Below are 21,732 nucleotides of genomic sequence, written 5' to 3'. Positions count from 1 at the left end.
GTTTTATCTTTAAACCTTAAACTATTGCCATGAGAAAAATTTTTACAGCAGTATTGGTTACTGCACTTTGTAGTTCAGTTGGCTATGGCCAAACTATTATTGATCGCGATCCGGAAATTGCATCAATGGTAAAAGAAGTATCGGCCGATTCATTGCGCAGTTACATTAACACCATGGTCAATTTCGGCACCCGCAATACATTAAGTACGCAAACCAATCCGAAAAGAGGTATTGGTGCTGCACGAAAATGGGTACTTCAAAAGTTTAATGAATTTGCAGCCAATAGCAATGGTAGAATGACGGCTTTTATTGATACGGTAACCTACCATCCCGATGGTAAACGTGTTGATAGCACCATTATTTTAGGAAATGTGGTAGCCACTTTGAAAGGAACTGACCCCAACGACCATCGCATTTTTATAATTAGCGGACACTTAGATAATATGCGCACCAATGTTATGGACAGAGTAAATGACGCCCCCGGCGCCAACGATGATGGAAGTGGTTCGGCTGCTGTAATTGAATGCGCAAGAGTAATGAGCAAACATGCTTTTCCGGCAACTATCATATTTGTTACTGTAAGTGGTGAGGAACAAGGCTTATTAGGTGCCTATTATATGGCTAATAAAGCCAAAAAAGAAGGATGGGATATTGAAGCAGTGTTGAATAATGATATTATGGGAAGCAATAATAGTAATGAAACTAATATTATTGACAATACCCGCCTTCGCGTATTTAGTGAAGGCTTACCGGCTTATGAAACTGAGAAACAAGCAAAACGTATTCGTGCATTAGGCTTGGAAAACGACGGCAAGGCACGTCAGTTAGCACGTTATGTAAAAGAAATTGGTGAACGTTATGTAGATAACATTCAAGTAGTAATGATATACAGGAATGATCGCTTTTTGCGTGGTGGCGATCATTTACCTTATGTTGAAAACGGATTTGCGGCTGTAAGAATTACGGAAATGAACGAAAACTATAACCATCAACACCAAGACGTACGTAAAGAAAATGGCATTCAATATGGCGATTTACCGGAGTTTATGGACTTTGAATATTTAAGAAAAAATACAGCAGTTAATCTCAGTAATTTGGCCAACTTGGCTAAAGCACCGGCTATGCCACAAAATGTAACTGTAGAAGTAAAAAAACTGAGCAATTATACCAATTTGCATTGGGATAAGCCGGCAACCGGAAAAGTGAAAGGGTACTACATTTTAATGCGCGAAACAACCAGTGCTTACTGGCAAAAGAAGATTTTTACAACTGATACGAAAGCCGACTTACCCTACTCAAAAGATAACTACTTTTTTGCTGTACAATCTGTAGGTGAAGATGGCAATGAAAGTTTGCCTGTTGTTCCCGGTATTGCCGGAAGATAAAACAACTTAAACAGCTTTAAAGCGTTAAAAAGATAACAGCTTCCAACACAATAGAACATACAGTTATTAACATTCAGGTTTTAGTTAACTTTAAACAAAAATAACTGTATGCAATTGTCAAAAGGTATCTGTTATCTTTTTTTTGTTACACTTACAATATCCATAATTAGTTGTAACAAAAAAAATGTACTGCCGAATAATACACTGCAGGAACAAACCCTTTTAAATGTAGCGTATGGCAATAACCCATTACAAACAATGGATATTTATTTACCGGCGGGAAGAGATACCATACATACTAAGCTTTTACTCTTAATTCATGGCGGTGCGTGGACCAGCGGCGATAAAACAGATTTCGACACCGCTATTACAACGCTTAAAACAAGCTTACCCAATTATGTAATAGCCAACATTAATTATAGATTAGCTTCCATTCAAGGAACTAACTTATGGCCTACTCAGTTAAATGATGTGCAACAGGCTTACCAATTCATTTTGCAACAAAGCAATAAATATGTTTTTAACAAAAAGCAAGTTGCAGCTTTTGGTGCCAGTGCAGGCGCACAATTAGCACTGTTGCTGGGTTATACCATTAATAATAATATTAAAGCAGTTATTGATTTATTTGGACCAACAGATTTAGCTGCATTATATTATAATGCACCCAACCCATATTATCCATCACTATTAAGTATATTTTTAAATGGAACACCGGTTACCAATCCCGCATCCTACACAAGTGCCAGTCCGTTATTTTTGGCAACAAACACCCAAATTCCTCCTACCATTATATTTCATGGAACGGCAGATGATGTAGTGCCAATCAGTCAAAGTGATAGTTTGAACAATCGTTTAAACAATTTAAATGTATATCATGAATACATACAATACCAAGGAGCCGGACATGGTTGGACAGGAAATAATCTTATTGACACCTATTCAAAATCCATTCAATTTTTACAAAAAATAATGCCTAATTAATTTATTACAATATGCAAGCCAATAATTTAAACTTACGATGGAAATTGAAAACTTTTGAAAACTTAACTCCGACTGAATTATATGCATTACTGCGATTAAGAAGTGAGGTATTTGTAGTAGAACAAAACTGTGTTTTCTTAGACATGGATAATAAAGACCAGTTCAGTTATCACAACATGGCATTCATTGGTGAAGAACTGGTAGCATATACTCGTTTAATTCCACCACAAAAAGTGTATCCCTACATGAGTATTGGAAGAGTGGTAACATCGCCAGGTTTTAGAAAAAAAAATATTGGCAGAATACTCATGCATGAATCTATACAAACCTGCTATACACTATTTGGAAAAGCACCTATACAAATAGGTGCACAACTCTATCTTAAAAAATTTTACGAGTCATTTGGTTTTGTACAAAGCAGTCCTGTTTATGATGAAGATGGCATCGATCATATTGAAATGATTAAGCAACCTGATTCAGTATAAACAAAAATCTATTAAACCGGCATAGTAATAATTTAAAGTTATTGAACATAAAGGGATATGATAAACGACACAGCAGCAATGGCAATAACTTTGCTTTATAAATGAATATATTTTAACCTATGCGAAAAAACGGATTTATCATTTTATTAATACTGGTAGTTATTATTGTTATAGGCATAAAGGGTACTGAATTTTATATGGAGCGCAGCAAAGAAGAAAAAAATATTCAGGAACTTTTAAAAGAAGATGCCCAACCCGAAGTATGGATTGGAAAATCAAAATCGCAAATACCCATTGGTACACCGGAAGGCGATTTAATTTTATATGGTTATAATTTAATTACCAATACCAGTTATTATTTGGGCCCAAAAGGTACCGTGGCTCAAATAACCAATGGAATGAATTGTCAGAATTGTCATTTACAAGCAGGAACTTTACCATATGGGAATAATTTTGGAAAAGTAGCAGCTAATTATCCGGAATACAGGGCACGCAATAACGGATGGCAAAGTATTAGTGCAAGGGTGAATGATTGTTTTGAACGAAGTATGAATGGCCATTCCTTAGACTCTAATTCACACGAAATGAAAGCAATAGTGGCTTATATGGAATGGTTAGGCAAGGATGTTCCGAAAGGCACCAAACCTGCCGGAACAGGAATTATGAAAATAAAAATGATGGACAAACCTGCTGATCCTGCACTTGGCAAACTAGTTTTTACAACACATTGTCAAAGTTGCCATGGCCCTAACGGACAGGGGTTGCTGAACATGGATGGCACCGGTTATACTTATCCGCCTTTATGGGGTGAACATAGCTATAATGATGGTGCAGGTATGTATAGGATTAGTAGTTTAGCCGGTTTTATTTTTCCAAATATGCCCTTTGGTACCACTACCTACCACCATCCCTCTATTTCAACTGAAGATGCTTGGAATGTTGCAGCATTTATTAACTCACAGCCCAGGCCGCATATAAATCAAAGTAATGATTGGAAAGATTTATCAACCAAACCCTTTGATTTTCCTTTTGGGCCATACGCAGATAGTTTTTCTGAACAACAACACAAATACGGCCCCTATCAACCTATTATTGATGCAAAAAAACAAGCTAAAAATAATGTATCGCTGAAGTAAAATTTTATAACCACATTTTTCACATTAAAAAAAACACCATGAAAAAAATTACATTTTTGCTGTTATTTATTACCAGCATAACTTATCAACACGCTAAGGCACAAACTAACAATGAAGTATTTACAGGTGCTGAAGCCAATCTTAAACATTACAATGCTTTATATATTTTAGATGATAAAGACGATAAAAAGATTAGGGGCACTTTACGAAACATCAATAACGCATTGGAAGATCCTCGTTTAAAAGGTAAAATAACCATAGAGTTAATTGCTTTTGGCGACGGTGTAGAAGTGTACAAAAAAACAAATCCATACGATTCATTATTAACAGCATTAAAACAAAAAGGGGTAATACTGGCTCAATGCAGCAATACCATGCGTGAACGTCATATTACCAAAGATGAATTATGGCCTTACATTAGTTTCGTGCCCAGTGGAAACGGTGAAATTATTATACGGCATTATCAGGGTTGGGCAACCGTTCATCCTTAATTGTAAAAATAATTTATTATGCCTGCAGTTTTAGTTTTAAACAAGCGTGAAAACGAGTATATTCACGGCATGTTTGATTTTAGACTGCAGGTTTTTTATACAGTAGCCAAACGGCTAAATTTTACTAAAGCTGCTAATGCATTGTTTATAACACAACCGGCAGTTACTAAACATATTCAGGAGTTAGAGCAACATTTTCAATTAAAATTGTTTGAACGTACCGGCAATCAAATTCAACTAACTGCAGCCGGTGAAGTTTTACTGCAGCATACCGAACAGTTATTGGCCTTGTATAGAAATATGGAAGAGGAAATGAATGATTTAGCCAATCGGCATCAAGGCTTACTTAAACTTGGCGCAAGCTCAACTGTGGCACAATATGTCATTCCACCACTTTTAGCGGGCTTTCATAAAAAATATCCCAATATTGAAATTGCCCTACACAATGGCAATACCGAACAAATTGAACAAGCTTTAACCAACAAAGAAATTGATTTGGGGATTATTGAAGGTCATTCCAAAAACAAGCTTATTAAATACACTTCTTTTTTAGATGATGAAATTGTATTAATAACCAATGCCCAAAATGCAACTGCCAAAAAAATTATTTCAAAGCCTGAAGAATTAAAACAACTTCCTTTATTATTAAGAGAACATGGATCAGGAACGTTAGAAGTTATTTTACATGCTTTACAACCTTTCAACATTAAACTTTCTCATTTAAACGTTGAAATGCAATTAGGCAGCACTGAAAGCATTAAAACTTATCTTATGCACAGCAATTGCTATGCTTTTATTTCCGTTCATGCTATACAAAGTGAACTGCAGAATAATGTATTTAAAAGAGTGGAAGTTAAATTTTTAGAAATTAAAAGACCATTCTACCTTATTCACTTACATGGACAACCCAATAACAGTACAAATTTATTTATGCGCTTTGCATCAAAGCAGCAACCCATTTCCGGGAAATAAGCATTACAAGCTCTATAAACACATAATCTTTAGCACAATTATTATTTGATAGAATGCAAAAAAGGCTGTCTAATTATAAAGACAGCCTTTTAAAGTTTTAACCAACTTATACCTATTATACATGTATGGTGCTTCCATCTTTAATATCATCAGATGGATTTGTAATAACTTCTTCACCGGGTTTTAAATCGCCATATACTTCAACCTGTGTAGCATTATCGTTTCCTGTATGCACATCCACTTTTACAGCCTTACCATTTCTAACAACAATAACATATTTTCTTTCTGTTGTTGTTACAATGGCAGATTTGGGAACTGTCATTGCATTAGGATTACCTTTTGTGTACAACTGCACTTCAACAAACATTCCGGGTGAAAGTGTATAATTATTATTATATACGTCAACTTCCATCCGTTGTGTTCTAAATTGCGGGTTTACATTGTATGAATTTCTACTCACAAATCCTATGTTGCGTTTACCGGGATAAGCACTGGTATAAAAAGCAACAGTATCACGATCTTTAAAATGAGCAGCAATATCTTCGGGAACATCTATTTGCAAACGCAAATGGGCTATATCTTTCAATTCAAGCATGCGCTGGTCTTTTATAGCAGCACTTACCAAAGCCCCGGGGTGTACATTTCTTTCGGTAATTACGCCGGAAAAAGGAGCATATACTTTTAAATAACCCATCATTGTTTCCTGATATTTCCAATTTGCCTTTTCAGCATTGCTTAATGAGCTATCAGCTTGTACCTTAGTACGGGCTGCTGACACATCTAATGGCGAAATGGCACCAGGGGTTTTTGCTGCTTCTAATAGCCTAACATAATTTTCGCGGTCAATAGACAAATCAGCTTTAGAACGTTCATACCTTTCTTTTGCTTGTAACATTGCTTGTTCCAATTCAGGATCTTCTAACACCATTAACAGTTGGCCTTTCGTAACTTTTGAACCTATATCAACCAACACGCTTTTAACGTATCCATTCACTTTTGGAAATATGCTTACCTCTTGATAGGCAGCCAGTTTAGCCGGCAGTTTCAAAACTTCATTTACTCCGCCGCTTTTAACGGTAGCAACAGAATAATGAACTGAAGAGTCGGAAACAGGGGGATCTTTGGGCTTATTTTCCTTATTTGAAGAGCAGGAGGCTAACAAAATTAAACCACCAAGTAAAAAAATATTATATTTCATTTTTATTTATTTTAAAAGTTAATTTAGTATTATCATCAAGTTACAAAAAATTGAGTTAATCATTTTCATGTTCAGTATGTTCATCTTTTACCTCATCTTCAGGCAGTAATGATACATCTTTAAATGAAGCTTTTTGTTGAATCCAACCATATACCAATGGCACAATAAACAAAGCTGCTACTGTAGAGGCAGCCAAACCGCCTATTACAGCTCTTCCTAATGGTGCAGATTCATCACCTGATTCACCCAAACCACTGGCCATGGGTATCATACCGGCTATCATAGCCAAGCTGGTCATTAATATTGGGCGCAAACGAATACTCGCAGCTACAGAAGCCGCTTTGAAAGCATTTTTATATTTTAATCGTAATGCTTCTGCATTCGTAACAATTAGAATTGCGTTTGCAACAGATACACCTGTGGACATGATAATACCCATGTAAGATTGGAGGTTTAACGTTGCACCTGTAGCTAATAACATTAATAATGCACCCAACAATACCGCCGGCACTGTAGCAAGTACAGATATGGCTAATCCAAACGATTGATAATTAGCAGCCAACAACAATAAAATAACTACAATTGCTGCCAACAAACCACTCTGTAAAGAATCTAATGTTTCTATTAGTAATGATGACATTCCTTTTACCTCTGTAATTAACCCTGTTGGAGGAGTTCCGGATTCTTTTATTGCTTTTTGCACTGCGGTAGTTGCAGTTCCTAAATCTTTTTTATAAATATTAGCACTAATTACAACATATCTTCTTGGACCACTTCTATCATATTCGCCGGGTAAACTATCTACTGATATTGTTGCAACATCTGATAATACCGGTCTGGCCTGCCCTTTTACCAATGGGGTAGCTTCTAATTCTTGCAAAGAATTCATTGCATATTCCGGAATTTGAACTTGAGTTTGATACGTGTATGAGTTATTGGGATCGAGCCAGAAGTTTTTATTGGTATAACGGCTTGAAGAAGTACTGGCAGTAATACTACGTGTAACATTGTCAATACTTAATCCCATCAATGCTAATTTTTCTCTGTCAACTTTAATATTAATGGTAGGATATTTCAAAGGCTCGGCTATTTGTACATCACGCAAGAATGGGATGGCTTTCATATTCGCCATAACTCTATCGGCATAATTCTCAATATCATTCATATTCTTTCCTGCCACCCTAACTTCAATGGGTGTAGAAGCACCTTGAGCCATAATTTTTTCTGTTAATTCAATTGGCTCGAATGAAATTTTCATGTCAGGATAAGCCTTTGCAATTTCATGTCTTAGCTTTTCCTTTAAATTTTCCATGTTTACTTTATACTTTTCATTCAAGTTTATTTGAATAACCGCTTCATGGGTACCGCTATTAAAAATATATAAGTTACTGGTACCAAAGTTGGCAGGTACTAACCCTACATATGCAGATGAAATTTCTACATTATCATCAACAGTTTTATTAATAATGTTTAGTACTCCTTTTGTAGCACGCTCAGTTACTTCTAAGCGAGTACCATCGGGTTCACGTAAACGCAATTGTAATTGACCTGCATTGGTTTTGGGCAATAAATCTTTACCAATAATTACGAAACAGAATCCGGCTGCACTAAAAGCCACAATTAAATAAACAATTACAATTATCTTTCTTCTGGGCATCCATTTTTCAAGGCGACGAGCCAACGCCATTTTTAACCGTTGGAAGAAGTTGTCTTCTTCTTTATGGGTTTCATCTTGATGTGTATGGTGAACTACTTCATTTTTTTCCTCATTATCTAAAGCTAAACCTGCATGTGCATGAGGTTGTTCATGATGATACTTATTAAACATATCTTCTTTTAGTAACCAGTTTGAAATTACCGGCACTAAAGTTTGCGCACCTATGTAAGATATAATCATAGCAAATGCGATAGATAATGACAATGGCAGGAACATGGCTTTAGGAACGCCATTCATTACAAACGCAGGTGCAAATACCGCCAATATACATAACAAGATTAATAATAATGGGAATGATATTTCCTGACACGCATCTAAAATGGCTTGCTTCTTCGACTTACCCATTTCCAAATGTTGGTGAATGTTTTCAATGGTCACCGTAGCCTGGTCAACCAGAATACCAATAGCCAAAGCCAAACCACTTAAGGTCATTATATTAATGGTTTGTCCGGAAAGTTTTAAAAAGAATACGGCACTTAAAATAGCTACCGGAATGGTAATAATTACCACAACACTACTACGCCAGTCTTGCAAAAACAATAACACCATTAATCCGGTTAGTACCGCACCTAAAATACCTTCCGTCATTAAACTTTTGGCGGAATTGATTACGAATACCGATTGGTCGAAAGCATATTCAATATGAACATCTTTCGGCAATAAGCTTTGCATTTCAGGTAGCTTAGCCCGCAATTTTTGCACAACATCCCAAGTTGAAGCACTGGCAGTTTTTACAACCGGAATATACACTGAACGTTTCCCATTAATTAAGGCATAGTCAACTGTAATATCAGCACCATCGGTAACAGTGGCAACATCTTTTACAAAAATGGAAGTAGAATTATTACTAACAATGGGAATATCTTCAAAGTCTTTTACTTTAGTTTCCAATGAATTTACCGAAGTAACATACATGGTACTATCAATCCGTATGTTTCCTGAAGGTGAAATGGAGTTATTTTTAGCAATAGCTTCAACTACCTGATCAGCAGACAAATTATAGGAACTGAGTTTAGTAGGATTAATATTAATTAAAACAGTACGAGCATTTGAACCGAATGGCGGTGGTGCAGAAAGACCCGGTACGGTTGCAAATAGTGGACGAATACGCGTAACCGCAAGGTCAAATATTTCACTTAATGGACGGGTTTTACTGCTAAATACCAACTCACCAACCGGTAATGAAGATGCGTCGAAACGAATTACGGTAGGTGGTAAAGCACTTGGCGGGAAGAAGGCCATGGTTCTATTTACCTGTAAGGCTACCTCGGCTGAAGCTTCTGCCATATCAGCATCTTCATAAAAGGTTAATTTAATAAGTGTTAACCCCTGAATATTTTTACTTTCAATATTTTTTACTCCATCAATATACAAAAATTGGTCGGCCATACGGGTGGCAAAAAATCCTTCCATTTGTGCTGCCGACATACCACCATATTGTTCAATTACATAAATGGTAGGTGAGTTAAGTTTGGGGAATATATCAATAGGAATTGTACGCAAAGCCATTACCGCAAATAGTAATAACCCTGCAAACAAAACAATTACTGTAATAGGCCTTTTAAGGGCAGAACGTACCATATTAATTATTTTATTGTTTGAATGAATGAATCAATTGTACCTGCTGCAGCTGATTTATCTAAATTAGCTTGTAACCAATTTGTTATGGTTTGAATATAATCGGTTTGGCTTCGGTACAATACAAATGCAGAGTTGGTTAAATCAATTAAGTTAATTAAACCGGCATTGTACTGTGCTACTTTTTGATGATAAGCATCGCGTGCTGATTGAAGTTGAATGGGTATTTCCAATAAATTTTTCTGAATGATATCAATGGAAGCCATTGCTTTTTGATAGGAGTTAGACAAATACAATTTCTGTTCCTGCAAATCGTAGTCACTGCTTTGTGTTGCAAACTTGTTAACTGTCATTTGATCTTTTCTATGAATACCATCGAATAAATTATACGTAAATGCTAAACCAACAGAATAATTAAACCTTTGATAGCCCAAACCGGAAGCAAAGGCTTTGTACTGGTCTTGATAATCAATACTTGAACCTCTTCCCCAAAATCCACCGGCTAAGTAAATTTTAGGCTGATAAGTTTTTTGTATTAATTTTCCTTGGGCGATATAACGATTTTTAATTTGACGATAATAATCAACCAAAGGGTTATTTAATGTGTCAACTTCACTAGAAAAATTATTCTGAATAATTAAATCGTTAAACCTGCCTACAGCGGTATCAACATTCAATCTATCAATAGATATACCGGTAAGCATGGATAACTGTTCGCGTAAGCGTAAAACTAAATCTGATTGATTGTTATAATTAATGCGTGCTTTTGCTAACTCAGCCTTTGCCAAAGATGAATCAACGCCGGGTTTTAAGCCACTGGCAGCCTGTGCTCTAATTACTGTAAACAGGGTTTCATATCGGCGTACATTATCTTGCTCAACACCCAATTGTTGAATGTTTTTTAATAAAGCCAAATAGTAATTGGCAACATTTAATTTTAATAAATAGGTTTCTTTTGCATAATCTGATTCAGCAAAACGAGCATTGGCAATAGCATCCATAACCCTTGCTTTGTTTAAACCAAAGTTGTATAACTCATATTGACTGTATATTAAACCAATATTACCGGCAGCAGGTTGCCAATTGTTATTAGCAGTTATACCCCCTGCTGTGGGAATGGCAATACCCAATGGCAAAAAAGTACCGGTTACGCCATTAGCAGTAGATGTAGTTACCTGGTCATGTACATCTAAAGAAGGTAGAGCAGCATGCTTTGCATCCATAATGCCGGCACGAGCACTAGCAACCAATGCTTGTTTACTCATTACTGATGGATAAAAATGCAAAGCAGAATCGGTTAATTGTGGTAATGAAAAATACGATGGTGTTGTTTGGCCGAAAACTGTTACTATACTACCTAACCACACAACAAGTAGCATAGAGCCAATTATTGACTTTTTGTTAAATGAAAACATATAACCTTTAGGTTTTTAAAAATGAAATAAAAGAGAACTTTAAAAAGGCATACTAACCGGTGGGCCTCGCAGGGTAGTTGTATGCTGTAAGAAAGATACAAATGATTCTTTATAATAAGAATAAATTACTCGAAAAAATATTAATGGGGAAACAGTTAATACAAATAATGTTATAATTGCAACAGTTTCGGGCTGATAACGCTTGTTCAAACGTATGTTATCACCTTGCTGCGAAGTATTATGCGTATATACGGATTGATGGAAAAAATGCCGGTTATGAAAGGAAGCGTGAGCATGTAATTCTGTATCAATTAATTGATCTTCAGATACTGCATCGAAATTAAAAAGTAACTGCACCCCAAAAAATAAAATATACAGGGTAAAAAAAAGTAACTTGATAATTAAATTATATGCTTTATAAAAGCGATGCATGGGTTACTGCATTTTCTAGCACAAAACTAAATACGAAGCATAAAATTTTTTGTTAGAAATACGAAATATAGATTAGAAGCAGATTAGAATTTCAATTTTTATGTCATTTCATTGCAACTGCTTGACAAAAATCAATTCAAACTTACAAGTGTAAGTTTAATTTTATATTTTTTTATTTGTTTTTAATGTTTTTTGTGTTGCCTTATTCTCTTCTAACTCCTTCTTTAAGTATAATGCAGTATAGCTTTCTTTTACTTTACACAATTCTTCAGGTGTACCGGCAAATAGTAATTTTCCGCCACCGGAACCACCTTCGGGGCCTAAATCAATAATATAATCGGCTTGTTTAATTACATCTAAATTGTGCTCAATAATTAAAACAGTATTGCCTCTGTTTACTAATTTCTGAACAACCTCCATCAACATCATAATATCTTGAAAATGCAATCCGGTTGTAGGTTCATCAAGTATATAAAAAGTTTTTCCGGTATCTTTTTTACCCAATTCAGTAGCAAGTTTAACGCGTTGTGCTTCACCACCGCTTAAAGTAACAGCACTTTGACCCAAGGTAATGTAACCCAAGCCCACTTCTTGTAGTATTTTAATTTTACGATGTATCCAGGGCACCGGCTGAAAAAAATCGCAAGCTTCATCAACAGACATATCGAGCACATCACTAATTGACTTCCCCTTATATCTTATTTCCAAAGTTTCTCTATTATACCTTTTACCATTGCATTTTTCACAAGGCACATAAACATCGGGTAAAAAATTCATTTCAATTACACGCATTCCTCCACCCTCACAAACATCGCACCGCCCAGTTTTAACATTAAATGAAAATCTTCCTGCATTATACCCTCTTATTTTAGCTTCCGGTACCGATGCAAATAGTGTTCTTATATCCGTAAAAAAACCACAATATGTAGCAGGATTACTTCGTGGCGTACGTCCTATGGGGGATTGATCAATTTCTATAACCTTATCAATATTTTCTAAACCTGTAATAGATTTAAATGGCATGGGTTTTGTTCGAGAATCATAAGCATGAGCTGCCAGCAATGGATATAAAGTTTCATTGATTAAGGTTGACTTTCCGCTGCCACTTACCCCTGTTACTAAAATTAATGTACCCAAAGGAAATTTTACATGTACATTTTTTAAATTATTCCCCGAAGCACCTTTAATCTCTATAAAATTACCATTGCCTTTACGTCTTTGTGTTGGAACCGGTATTTGTATGGAACCATTTAAATAACCTGCAGTGGGTGTATGCATTTTCATAACTTCAGAAGGGGTACCTGCTGCAACTACCTGTCCACCCATTTTACCAGCTTTCGGGCCAATGTCAATTAAATAGTCAGCCGCAAGCATTATATCTTTATCGTGTTCAACAACAATTACGGTATTACCTATATCACGTAAATTTTGCAGCGCCTGAATTAAGCGATGATTATCACGCTGATGTAAACCAATAGAAGGCTCATCTAAAATATATGTGATGCCTTGCAATTGTGACCCAATTTGTGTAGCAAGCCGTATCCGTTGGCTTTCTCCACCACTTAGTGTGCGCGACGATCTGTTTAAATGAAGATAGGTTAGTCCGACATCATTCAAAAAACCCAATCTATCATTGATTTCTTTCAACACATCTTTAGCAATGATTTGTTGTTTGGCAGTTAAATGTGCAGGTAAATGTTTAAACCAATTGGCTAAATCCTCTAAACTAAATTCGCCCAATTCAGCAATATTCTTGTTATTAATTTTAAACCACAAACTTTCTTTTTTTAACCTTGCCCCATTGCAAGTAGGGCAAGTTTTCAATTCCATGAACTGTTCAACCCATTCACGAGTAGTTTCAGTACTGCCTGAAGCAGTGAACCATCTTTTCAACATGGGTATAACGCCTTCAAAAGTACCATCATACAAATAATTGGTTTCTGAAGCATCACTATTAGCAATTAATGCATTATCAATGTCACCGGGATTTTCTGTAGCAAAAAGTAGCAGATTGATTTGCTCTTCCTTCAATTGATTAATAGGAACATTAATATTAATTTTATTTTTTTTTGCAAATGCTGCCATTTGTTGATATAGCTGTGCATTTCTTTCAGCACCTAAAGGCACAATACCACCCTCCTTTATGGAAATACTTTTATCAGGAATGATTTGTGTTAAACTAACGGAATAAATTGAACCCAATCCTTTACAAGTTGTACAGGCACCATAAGGAGAATTAAATGAAAATGCATTGGGGGAAGGTTCTTCGTAACTTATACCCGTATCAACGCACATTAACTTACTGCTGTACTGAACAATTTTATTGGTATCATTCAGTAAAATAAACATTAAATCTTTTCCCAACTTAAGTGCAGTTTCAACACTCTGCACAATACGCAAACGCATATCAGTTGTAACCGCCATTCTATCAACAACTACCTCAATATCATGTACTTTATATCTATCCACTTGAAGCTTTGCAGTTACATCTTTAATTTCACCATCAATTCTAACTTTTAGAAAACCTTTTTTCCTAATTTCCTCAAACAATTCTCGATAATGTCCTTTACGCCCCCTTACCAAAGGTGCCAATATGGAGATTTTTTGATTAGGAAATGAAGCATAAATGTGATCAATGATTTCTTTTTCAGAAAACTTCACCATTTTCTTACCTGTTTCATAACTATATGCTTCGGCTACACGAGCATACAATAAACGCAAAAAGTCGTACACTTCGGTTATTGTACCTACTGTTGAACGAGGATTTTTATTGGTAGTTTTTTGTTCAATTGAAATAACTGGCGATAAGCCCGTTATTTTATCAACATCGGGGCGCTCCATATCGCCAATAAACTGTCGAGCATAGGCACTAAAACTTTCCATATAGCGACGTTGCCCTTCATTGTAAATGGTATCAAAAGCCAAAGAAGATTTACCACTTCCACTTAAGCCGGTAATTACAACCAATTTATTTTTGGGAATAGAAACATCAATATTTTTTAAATTATGTTCCCTTGCCCCCATAATTTCAATAAATTCCAATAAAGCCGATGAATTATGATTTTTCTGATGTTTCATTGATGTACCCATAAAATTCTTTCAAATATAGGAACAAGCATGCTTGCGAAATGTTGAGCTTCATTAAATTCTAATTCAAAAAATAAAAAAATTTGGAAGTATTACTCACCATCTATTACTTTTGCGCCAGCTTATTTGAAAAATACTTATCAAGAAAGGCAGAGGGAATTGGCCCAATGAAGCCTTGGCAACCCATGTTTTACATGAAGGTGCCAACTCCATCCCGGAAACGGGAAAGATAAGTCAGAAGTTTTTATTACATTCTTATAAATATATGTTTAAAAGCCTGCCTGACTTTATCGGTGCAGGCTTTTTTATTGCGTTACAGATTTCCTCTTTAAAACTTTTTTCATTTTATAAATAATTAATTATGCAGCAGCAATCATTGCGCATTGGTTTGTTTGGTTTTGGAGTAGTAGGCGAAGGATTATACAAGGTTTTACAACAAACCCCTTCACTAAAAGCCGAATTAGTAAAAGTGTGTATTAAACACCCTGAAAAAAAAAGAAATGCGCCGGCAGAATTATTTTGTACCGATAAAAGCATTTTATTGAATGATAACAATATAAACGTAATTGTTGAAGTAACTGATGATGCAGATGCAGCATTTGATATAGTTAGTACTGCTTTACAACAAGGAAAAGCAGTAGTAAGCGCCAATAAAAAAATGTTAGCGGAACATTTACCTGAATTATTACAATTACAGTTAGAAACCGGTAATTCATTACTGTATGAAAGTGCGGCTTGTGCATCAATTCCGGTAATTAGAAATTTAGAAGAATATTATGACAATGATTTGTTGCATGCAATAAAAGCAATTGTGAACGGTTCAACAAACTTTATTTTAACTAAAATGTTTGAAGAAAATTTGAGTTTTGCTGAAGCACTTTTATTGGCACAACAATCAGGTTTTGCTGAAAGCAATCCAAAATTAGATGTTGAAGGATATGATGCAGTAAACAAATGGTCGCTCCTGTTAAATCATGCTTATGGAATAATTGAACATCCGAATAATATTTTATTTACGGGTATTCAAAATATACAAACAACAGATGCACAAGTTGCACAAGAAAAAAAGTTTGAGATAAAATTAGTAGCACAAGCAAAAAAGTTGAAAGATGGAAATGTTGCAGCATTTGTACTTCCACAATTTACCAAAGTAGATGAACCCTTGTCGTTTGTAAAAAATGAATACAATGGTGTTGTAATTGAAAGCGGATTTGCCGATAAGCAATTTTTTTATGGAAAAGGTGCCGGAAGTTTTCCAACAGCGTCGGCAGTATTAAGTGACATTGCTGCGTTACGTTATCAATACAAATATGAATACAAAAAACTTTACCACCACCAACCACACACACTTTCACATGACTTTTATTTAAAGGTTTACTTAAGCTTTACAGATTGGAATCATATTCCAAAGGAAAAATTTGAATGGATTGAAGAATGGCATGCCGGTGAGGAAAGAAAATATTTGGTGGGTGTAATACATGCGCAACATTTATACGGACAACAATGGTGGAAAACAAATCAAACTTCATTAATTGTTATGCCGGAACCCATTATTGAAAATGTAGAAATTAAAAAAATAAAAAAAAGAAGTTTGGAATTAGCGGGGATTAAGATATAAATTTCAGTTGAGTGGAATTTAATATTTGGTATAAAAATTATTTTAACAAACTTCCTTCTATCGAAGTAAGGTAGTACTTCCTTCCCTGTAAATACGTTGACCTTTATCATTTAGGGCTTCTGCAACCCATACATAAGTATCTAAAGGTTGTAGTGAACCGTTTACTGTTCCATCCCAACCCTCACCAACATTTGAGGTTTGGAATAGTAAACGCCCTTTCCTATCATATACCCTAAAAAATTTTAAATGAGTATACCCAATTAAATTCACTATTAACTTGTCATTCTGTCCATCACCGTTGGGTGAAAATACATTGGCTACATAAATACCATTATTAGCAGCAGCGTTTACCACTAATGTATCTGTAACAGTACAACCTGAAGCATTAGTAACTGTAACAGTATATTCGTGTTTACCTTCAGTAACATTCAATATTGGATTTGGCACACTTGCATTAACAAATGCACTTGCAGGCTGCCATTGATATTGTTTACCTGCTCTTCCTGACTGCAACCTAACTGTTGTTTCTTGAGTGGTTAACTCTGGTAAAGTTTTCCCCTTATCAGGACTTTCTATTAACATTGTTTTTACCGCATCGGATATTAAAGAGGGGCAAACCTGTGAAGTAATTTTTAATTGAATTTTTACTTCACCTGCAGTTTGGTAAATAAATGACGGTGTAGCATCATAACTACTATTCCCTCTACTATCAATCCATTGAAAATTAACAGGGCCGCTTTGACTTACATCTGATTGATTTTGTAATTGAATTGGCAAGTTGGTACAATAAGAATTTATTACAAATGCAGCTTTGGGCTTAGCAATACCGGTTATGGATACCTGAATTAAAGCAGGGTTCACACATCCATTTGAGTCTTTAATTTGAACTGCATAATTTCCACTTGTCTTTACTTGAATAACTTGAGTTTTCTCCTGCAATGGTTGTTGATTTTTAAACCATTGATAACTTGCGGCATTGGGTGCTGACAAAGGCAGCTCACTGCCCTCGCAAAGCAAAGTTCCTTTTGCAGTAAATACTTTATTCACCGGCAAATCATGCACCTGAATAGATGTATTAGTTGATAAAGAACAACCTGTGCTGCTATCAACTACTGTATAAGACAATTGATACTTACCAACATTATTGGCAATTAATTTGCCATTTTGCATACTTAAACCTGCACTATTTGTTGTTAGGTCATCGGACATTGTATTTTGATTAATGTTCCAAATACCTTTAGCAGGCGTTCCGTCTAATGTAACGGTTTCACCTTTGCATAAGTTAGATTTTGTTTTTATCATCACCTTCACATTTCCTTTAAGTACTTCCAGCGTAATGGGTATTTGAATATATAGTCCATCATCATCACGAATATTTAAAAGTAATGAAACAATACCAGCATAGGCAGGAGTTTTTGTAAAATGTATATATCTATCTCCCTTTGTTCCTACAACTGTAATATTTGAATCGGCGATTAATTGTTGATCAGAAGAACTAACACTACAATTTATTAAACCAAGTTCATTATTATCTCCCGAAATAGCAATAGGAATGTCGGGTATAGCATTTCCTAAACAAATTTTTTGCGGCGGTATGGGTTGCACTTTTATAGAGGAATGTGTATCTGCAAATTCTAAAACTTCATCTAATACCATAGTAACTAAAGAGCCATCCATTAAACCATTATGTTGAATATCAACTTGTGTAAACGGTTGTGAAGAATGAATTTGAATACGTAAGCCTGCATTTACGCCCTGACATACCAATTGATTACCATTTATAAGCCATTTGTCAGAACAACCTGATAAAATATTTAATTGAATATTTCCATTATTTACAGAAAAAGTGAAAGTTTCAGTAGTATCGGCTGCATTGATATTATAAACCATATCATTCACCGGTTGTGAAAACTGATTGGTAAATGAAGCCGGGCCATAAGCACCTAACCAAATACTTCCTGCCTTGGTAGCAACTCCACAACTGATCCAAGCATTATCATAAGGAACATAAGAGCCGGAACCAGATGCAGAAACAATAATATGATTATATGTAAATGGAAAATCACTATAGCCTTTTTCAAATTGAAAAGATTGGCTAGTAGCACAAAATGAAAAAACCATTCCTATGATACTCAATAATATTTTTGAAAAGAATGGATATTGAAATGAATCACTATGGTTTTTTAGGATTTTCATGAATTTTCAGACGGGGATATTGCTATCTGAGTATAAAGTTATTACAGTATAAAATGAAGTGCCGTAAAGCAATGCAACAAGAAAACGTAGCAGTAAGCTACCAATATTTGTAGTAATTTTTCGCCACAATTTTTTTAAAAAAGAAGATGCAAAAACTAATTATGGATTATATTTAAGAAATATGATTTTTGTCATAAAAAACAGCCAAAAAATGGGTAAAAAATATAAGTCATACAGCATCTATGTAGTACAATCCTCATCTTAAAATTCAAGTAATACTACAAGTTGTCATGATTTAAATTTTATAAAATACTTTTTTAATAAGTATATTTTTTTATACCTATAATTAAATTGACAATTGGCAAAATTTGTTATTAAGAAACATAGACAATAGATATAAAAAAAACCGGGAAGCAATTCGCTTAACCCGGTTCTTCATCATTCCCAAAGGATATAGAATTAAGTTTACATCAAAAGATCGATTTAAATGATAGCTAATATTGTATAATGCGTTTTACAGGTTTAGGTTGATGTTTGGCAGAAAAAAACTGCCATGCGAAACTTAGCTCCATGCTCTGTACACTATTCGATGTTGTTTTTACACCCGATGTAACTACATCATATGTTAACCCGGCTATCCAACGCTCTGATTCTAATCCAATATAAGGATATGTCGCATCACCAAAGCGCTCCCATAACCCTACATTCAAACTCCGCAATGTTTTATCCTTTACACTTATCTTATACACCATCCCTACACTATGTATGCTGTTCTGTCCCTGCATCTCCGATATCTCACTCAATAATATCTGATTCTTATTTGCTAAATTGAAATACAATCCACCCTGTATACTATAGCGTGCATCTATTGTATATGTTGAGTTTAAATAAACACCACCCTTGGGCCTTGATGCGTGAAATACCGCTGCACCCAAATTAAATCCCCACTTCTTACTATCATAACTGTAATTCAAGCCCGCATTCACTTCCAGGTAATGATTGCTTTGTATTGTCACAGGATCATTTGAAGGAACACTGCGTTGAAATCCCATACTCCCAAATTGCGATTGAAACTCAAACTTGCTCGGATCTACCAAACGTCCCGCATAGTTCGCCGTTAATCCGGCTCCTAAATGATGCTGACCGGTACCATCTAATGTCATATTATAGGCAGCTCCTAAACTCAAATAAGTATCCTTCAATAAACCATTATTCGACTCGTCACTAAATGCCATCATACCAATCCCTAACTGGTTATCCCCTGTACTACTCATCGCTATTCGCTTCTCTATCGAAGCTGTGTATGTATTATATGGCGCTACCGTACCACCCCACCACTGTCTGCGCAACGTGCTCGTTAAACGCCAATCTTCTACATCCTTTCCTATTAACGATGGGTTAATTGTCATTGGTGAACTAAAGTATTGGGAAAAATGCGGATCCTGCGCCTTTATCCCACTCATGAATGCTATTACAACTGTTGCTGTAATAACTATTTTTTTATAAATACTGTACTTTTCCATATCGTTTTGGTTTCAATTCTTTTTTATCTTAATAATGTAACGGTTCCCTCTTTGTGTACTATATTCCCGTTATTGTCTACACCCTCCGCTACCCATACATACGTAGCCATTGGTTGTAATACCCCATTTACTTTTCCATCCCATCCTGTTCCCGCATTCGAGGTCTCAAATACCTTTTTACTCCACCTATTGTATATCCGGAAGTAATGTAAACTCTTCACACCTACCAAGTTCACATTCAATATATCATTGACACCATCTCCATTCGGTGAGAATACATTCGGAACAAATATGTCCCATCCCGCAAATACACGTACCAATAGTGTATCCGTTGTTACACATCCTGATGATGTAGTCATATTGATATAATACAACTGCTCCTGATTGATATTTACCGTTGGATTAGATACACTTCCATTACTTAAGCCGGTTGAAGGAACCCAACTGTAATTAATAACACCACTAATTTGACGAGCATTCAAGGTTGTATTGTTTCCCATTATCACATTTACCGGAGACATCCGTAACCCCGCTTGCGGTGATGCTATTGTTATACTTTGCGTAACACTATTAGCTAATTGTGGACACAACTGCGGCGTTACTGTTAACTGCAACTGTACATTCCCCGGCTGACTATAACTAAACGATGGAACTGAACTACTGCTCGTATTACCCAAATTATCACTCCATGTATAACTTACCATACCGCTATTTGTAGTCTGTGAGGTATTGCTAACTTGTAGCGGCTGATTAACACAATAACTATTAACAGTATAGGATGCTACCGGTGCACTAATTCCCGTTAACGTAACCGTATTGCCGGCATTGTTACTACATCCATTCGCATCTGTAATCAATACACTATATGTCCCTACTGTATTAGCAGACAATTGACCATTGGTTCCGCCACTTATCCCTACTCCATTTAATTGCCAGGCATAACTTACTCCTCCACTAACGCTAAGAGGTAAATTTGTACCTGAACACAATATTGTTCCCTGTGGTGCCACTATGGTACCACTTGGCAAACCATTTACCGTATTAGTAACTACTGCTGCTAATGTCCCTGTAAATCCGTTCACATCCGCATAATTAACTGATACAGTTTTATTACCCGAACTTAACCATTGCAACGTAACCTGATTGTCTGTACTTCCTATACCCCCACTCACTATCTTATAATCTACATTTAAAGTTCCGGGTATGTTCCAACTATAATTATAATAACCTGACTGAGTGCTATACTGTATTACCTGGCCTACACATATATTATTATTATTCACATTCACAAATGTGGGTACCACACTATTGACTACCGTAATATTTACAGTAGCTGTTGTACTACCGCCACTATTGGTTGCTGAAATCGTATAATCTGTCGCTGCACTTATTGCTGTCGGTGTTCCACTAATTACACCTGTAGTTGTATTAAAGTTTAAACCCGCAGGTAATGTTCCACTTATACTGTAACCGGTTACTGCCCCACCACTAACACTCGGTGTTAATGGTGTTATCGCT

At 35.6% G+C, this 21,732-nt stretch carries 15 protein-coding genes and 1 riboswitch; of the genes, 7 read left to right on the top strand and 8 right to left on the bottom strand.

All coding sequences use genetic code 11. The features are described from left to right. Window positions 1-29 precede the first annotated feature (29 nt). From LX80_RS04645 to LX80_RS04620, 6 genes are all read left to right on the top strand, one after another. Entirely contained in the window at window positions 30-1,385 is a 1,356-nt protein-coding gene (locus LX80_RS04645; protein WP_111293877.1) for a M20/M25/M40 family metallo-hydrolase, read from the top strand. A gap of 108 nt (window positions 1,386-1,493) precedes the next feature. Then, window positions 1,494-2,366, top strand: coding sequence for an alpha/beta hydrolase (locus tag LX80_RS04640; protein WP_111293876.1), 873 nt, complete (start codon window positions 1,494-1,496; stop codon window positions 2,364-2,366). An 11-nt stretch (window positions 2,367-2,377) separates the two neighbouring features. After that, window positions 2,378-2,851: a GNAT family N-acetyltransferase gene (locus tag LX80_RS04635; protein ID WP_111293875.1), complete on the top strand. Its 474-nt coding sequence runs from the start codon at window positions 2,378-2,380 to the stop codon at window positions 2,849-2,851. 119 nt (window positions 2,852-2,970) lie between these two features. Further along, window positions 2,971-3,987 (top strand): c-type cytochrome, encoded by a 1,017-nt coding sequence (locus LX80_RS04630; protein ID WP_111293874.1) that lies wholly within the window; start codon window positions 2,971-2,973, stop codon window positions 3,985-3,987. Between the two features lie 38 nt (window positions 3,988-4,025). Then, complete coding sequence (locus LX80_RS04625) at window positions 4,026-4,478, top strand: DsrE family protein (RefSeq protein ID WP_111293873.1); 453 nt, start codon at window positions 4,026-4,028, stop codon at window positions 4,476-4,478. A gap of 18 nt (window positions 4,479-4,496) precedes the next feature. Continuing rightward, a complete protein-coding gene (locus LX80_RS04620) occupies window positions 4,497-5,450 on the top strand; it encodes a LysR family transcriptional regulator (protein ID WP_245897975.1) in 954 nt (317 codons plus the stop codon). A gap of 115 nt (window positions 5,451-5,565) precedes the next feature. On the opposite strand, the gene LX80_RS04615 is transcribed toward LX80_RS04620, so the two are convergent. From LX80_RS04615 to uvrA, 5 genes are all read right to left on the bottom strand, one after another. Then, the gene (locus tag LX80_RS04615; RefSeq protein WP_111293872.1) at window positions 5,566-6,648 is read right to left on the bottom strand and encodes an efflux RND transporter periplasmic adaptor subunit; all 1,083 of its coding nucleotides are present in this window, start codon (window positions 6,646-6,648) and stop codon (window positions 5,566-5,568) included. A 55-nt stretch (window positions 6,649-6,703) separates the two neighbouring features. Then, window positions 6,704-9,946: an efflux RND transporter permease subunit gene (locus LX80_RS04610; protein ID WP_245897973.1), complete on the bottom strand. Its 3,243-nt coding sequence runs from the start codon at window positions 9,944-9,946 to the stop codon at window positions 6,704-6,706. A 5-nt stretch (window positions 9,947-9,951) separates the two neighbouring features. After that, complete coding sequence (locus LX80_RS04605; RefSeq protein ID WP_170120379.1) at window positions 9,952-11,322, bottom strand: TolC family protein; 1,371 nt, start codon at window positions 11,320-11,322, stop codon at window positions 9,952-9,954. A gap of 75 nt (window positions 11,323-11,397) precedes the next feature. Next, window positions 11,398-11,715, bottom strand: a complete 318-nt coding sequence (locus LX80_RS04600; RefSeq protein ID WP_146250376.1) for a hypothetical protein — start codon at window positions 11,713-11,715, stop codon at window positions 11,398-11,400. 237 nt (window positions 11,716-11,952) lie between these two features. After that, window positions 11,953-14,868 (bottom strand): excinuclease ABC subunit UvrA, encoded by a 2,916-nt coding sequence (gene uvrA / locus LX80_RS04595; protein ID WP_111293868.1) that lies wholly within the window; start codon window positions 14,866-14,868, stop codon window positions 11,953-11,955. 143 nt (window positions 14,869-15,011) lie between these two features. Continuing rightward, a riboswitch (SAM riboswitch) is annotated at window positions 15,012-15,113 on the top strand. Between the two features lie 125 nt (window positions 15,114-15,238). On the opposite strand from uvrA, the gene LX80_RS04590 reads away from it, so the two are divergent. Continuing rightward, complete coding sequence (locus LX80_RS04590; RefSeq protein WP_245897971.1) at window positions 15,239-16,495, top strand: homoserine dehydrogenase; 1,257 nt, start codon at window positions 15,239-15,241, stop codon at window positions 16,493-16,495. Between the two features lie 57 nt (window positions 16,496-16,552). On the opposite strand, the gene LX80_RS04585 is transcribed toward LX80_RS04590, so the two are convergent. From LX80_RS04585 to LX80_RS14430, 3 genes are all read right to left on the bottom strand, one after another. Continuing rightward, complete coding sequence (locus LX80_RS04585) at window positions 16,553-18,691, bottom strand: T9SS type B sorting domain-containing protein (protein WP_111293866.1); 2,139 nt, start codon at window positions 18,689-18,691, stop codon at window positions 16,553-16,555. A gap of 494 nt (window positions 18,692-19,185) precedes the next feature. Further along, the gene (locus LX80_RS04580; RefSeq protein WP_111293865.1) at window positions 19,186-20,214 is read right to left on the bottom strand and encodes a PorP/SprF family type IX secretion system membrane protein; all 1,029 of its coding nucleotides are present in this window, start codon (window positions 20,212-20,214) and stop codon (window positions 19,186-19,188) included. Window positions 20,215-20,237: 23 nt separating this feature from the next. After that, on the bottom strand, window positions 20,238-21,732 hold a 1,495-nt coding region (locus LX80_RS14430), incomplete at its 5' end, for a T9SS type B sorting domain-containing protein (protein WP_170120378.1).

The sequence above is a fragment of the Hydrotalea sandarakina genome (genome assembly GCF_003254115.1).
Classification (GTDB): Bacteria; Bacteroidota; Bacteroidia; order Chitinophagales; family Chitinophagaceae; genus Hydrotalea; species Hydrotalea sandarakina.
This window is presented reverse-complemented; position numbering and strand designations above follow the sequence as displayed.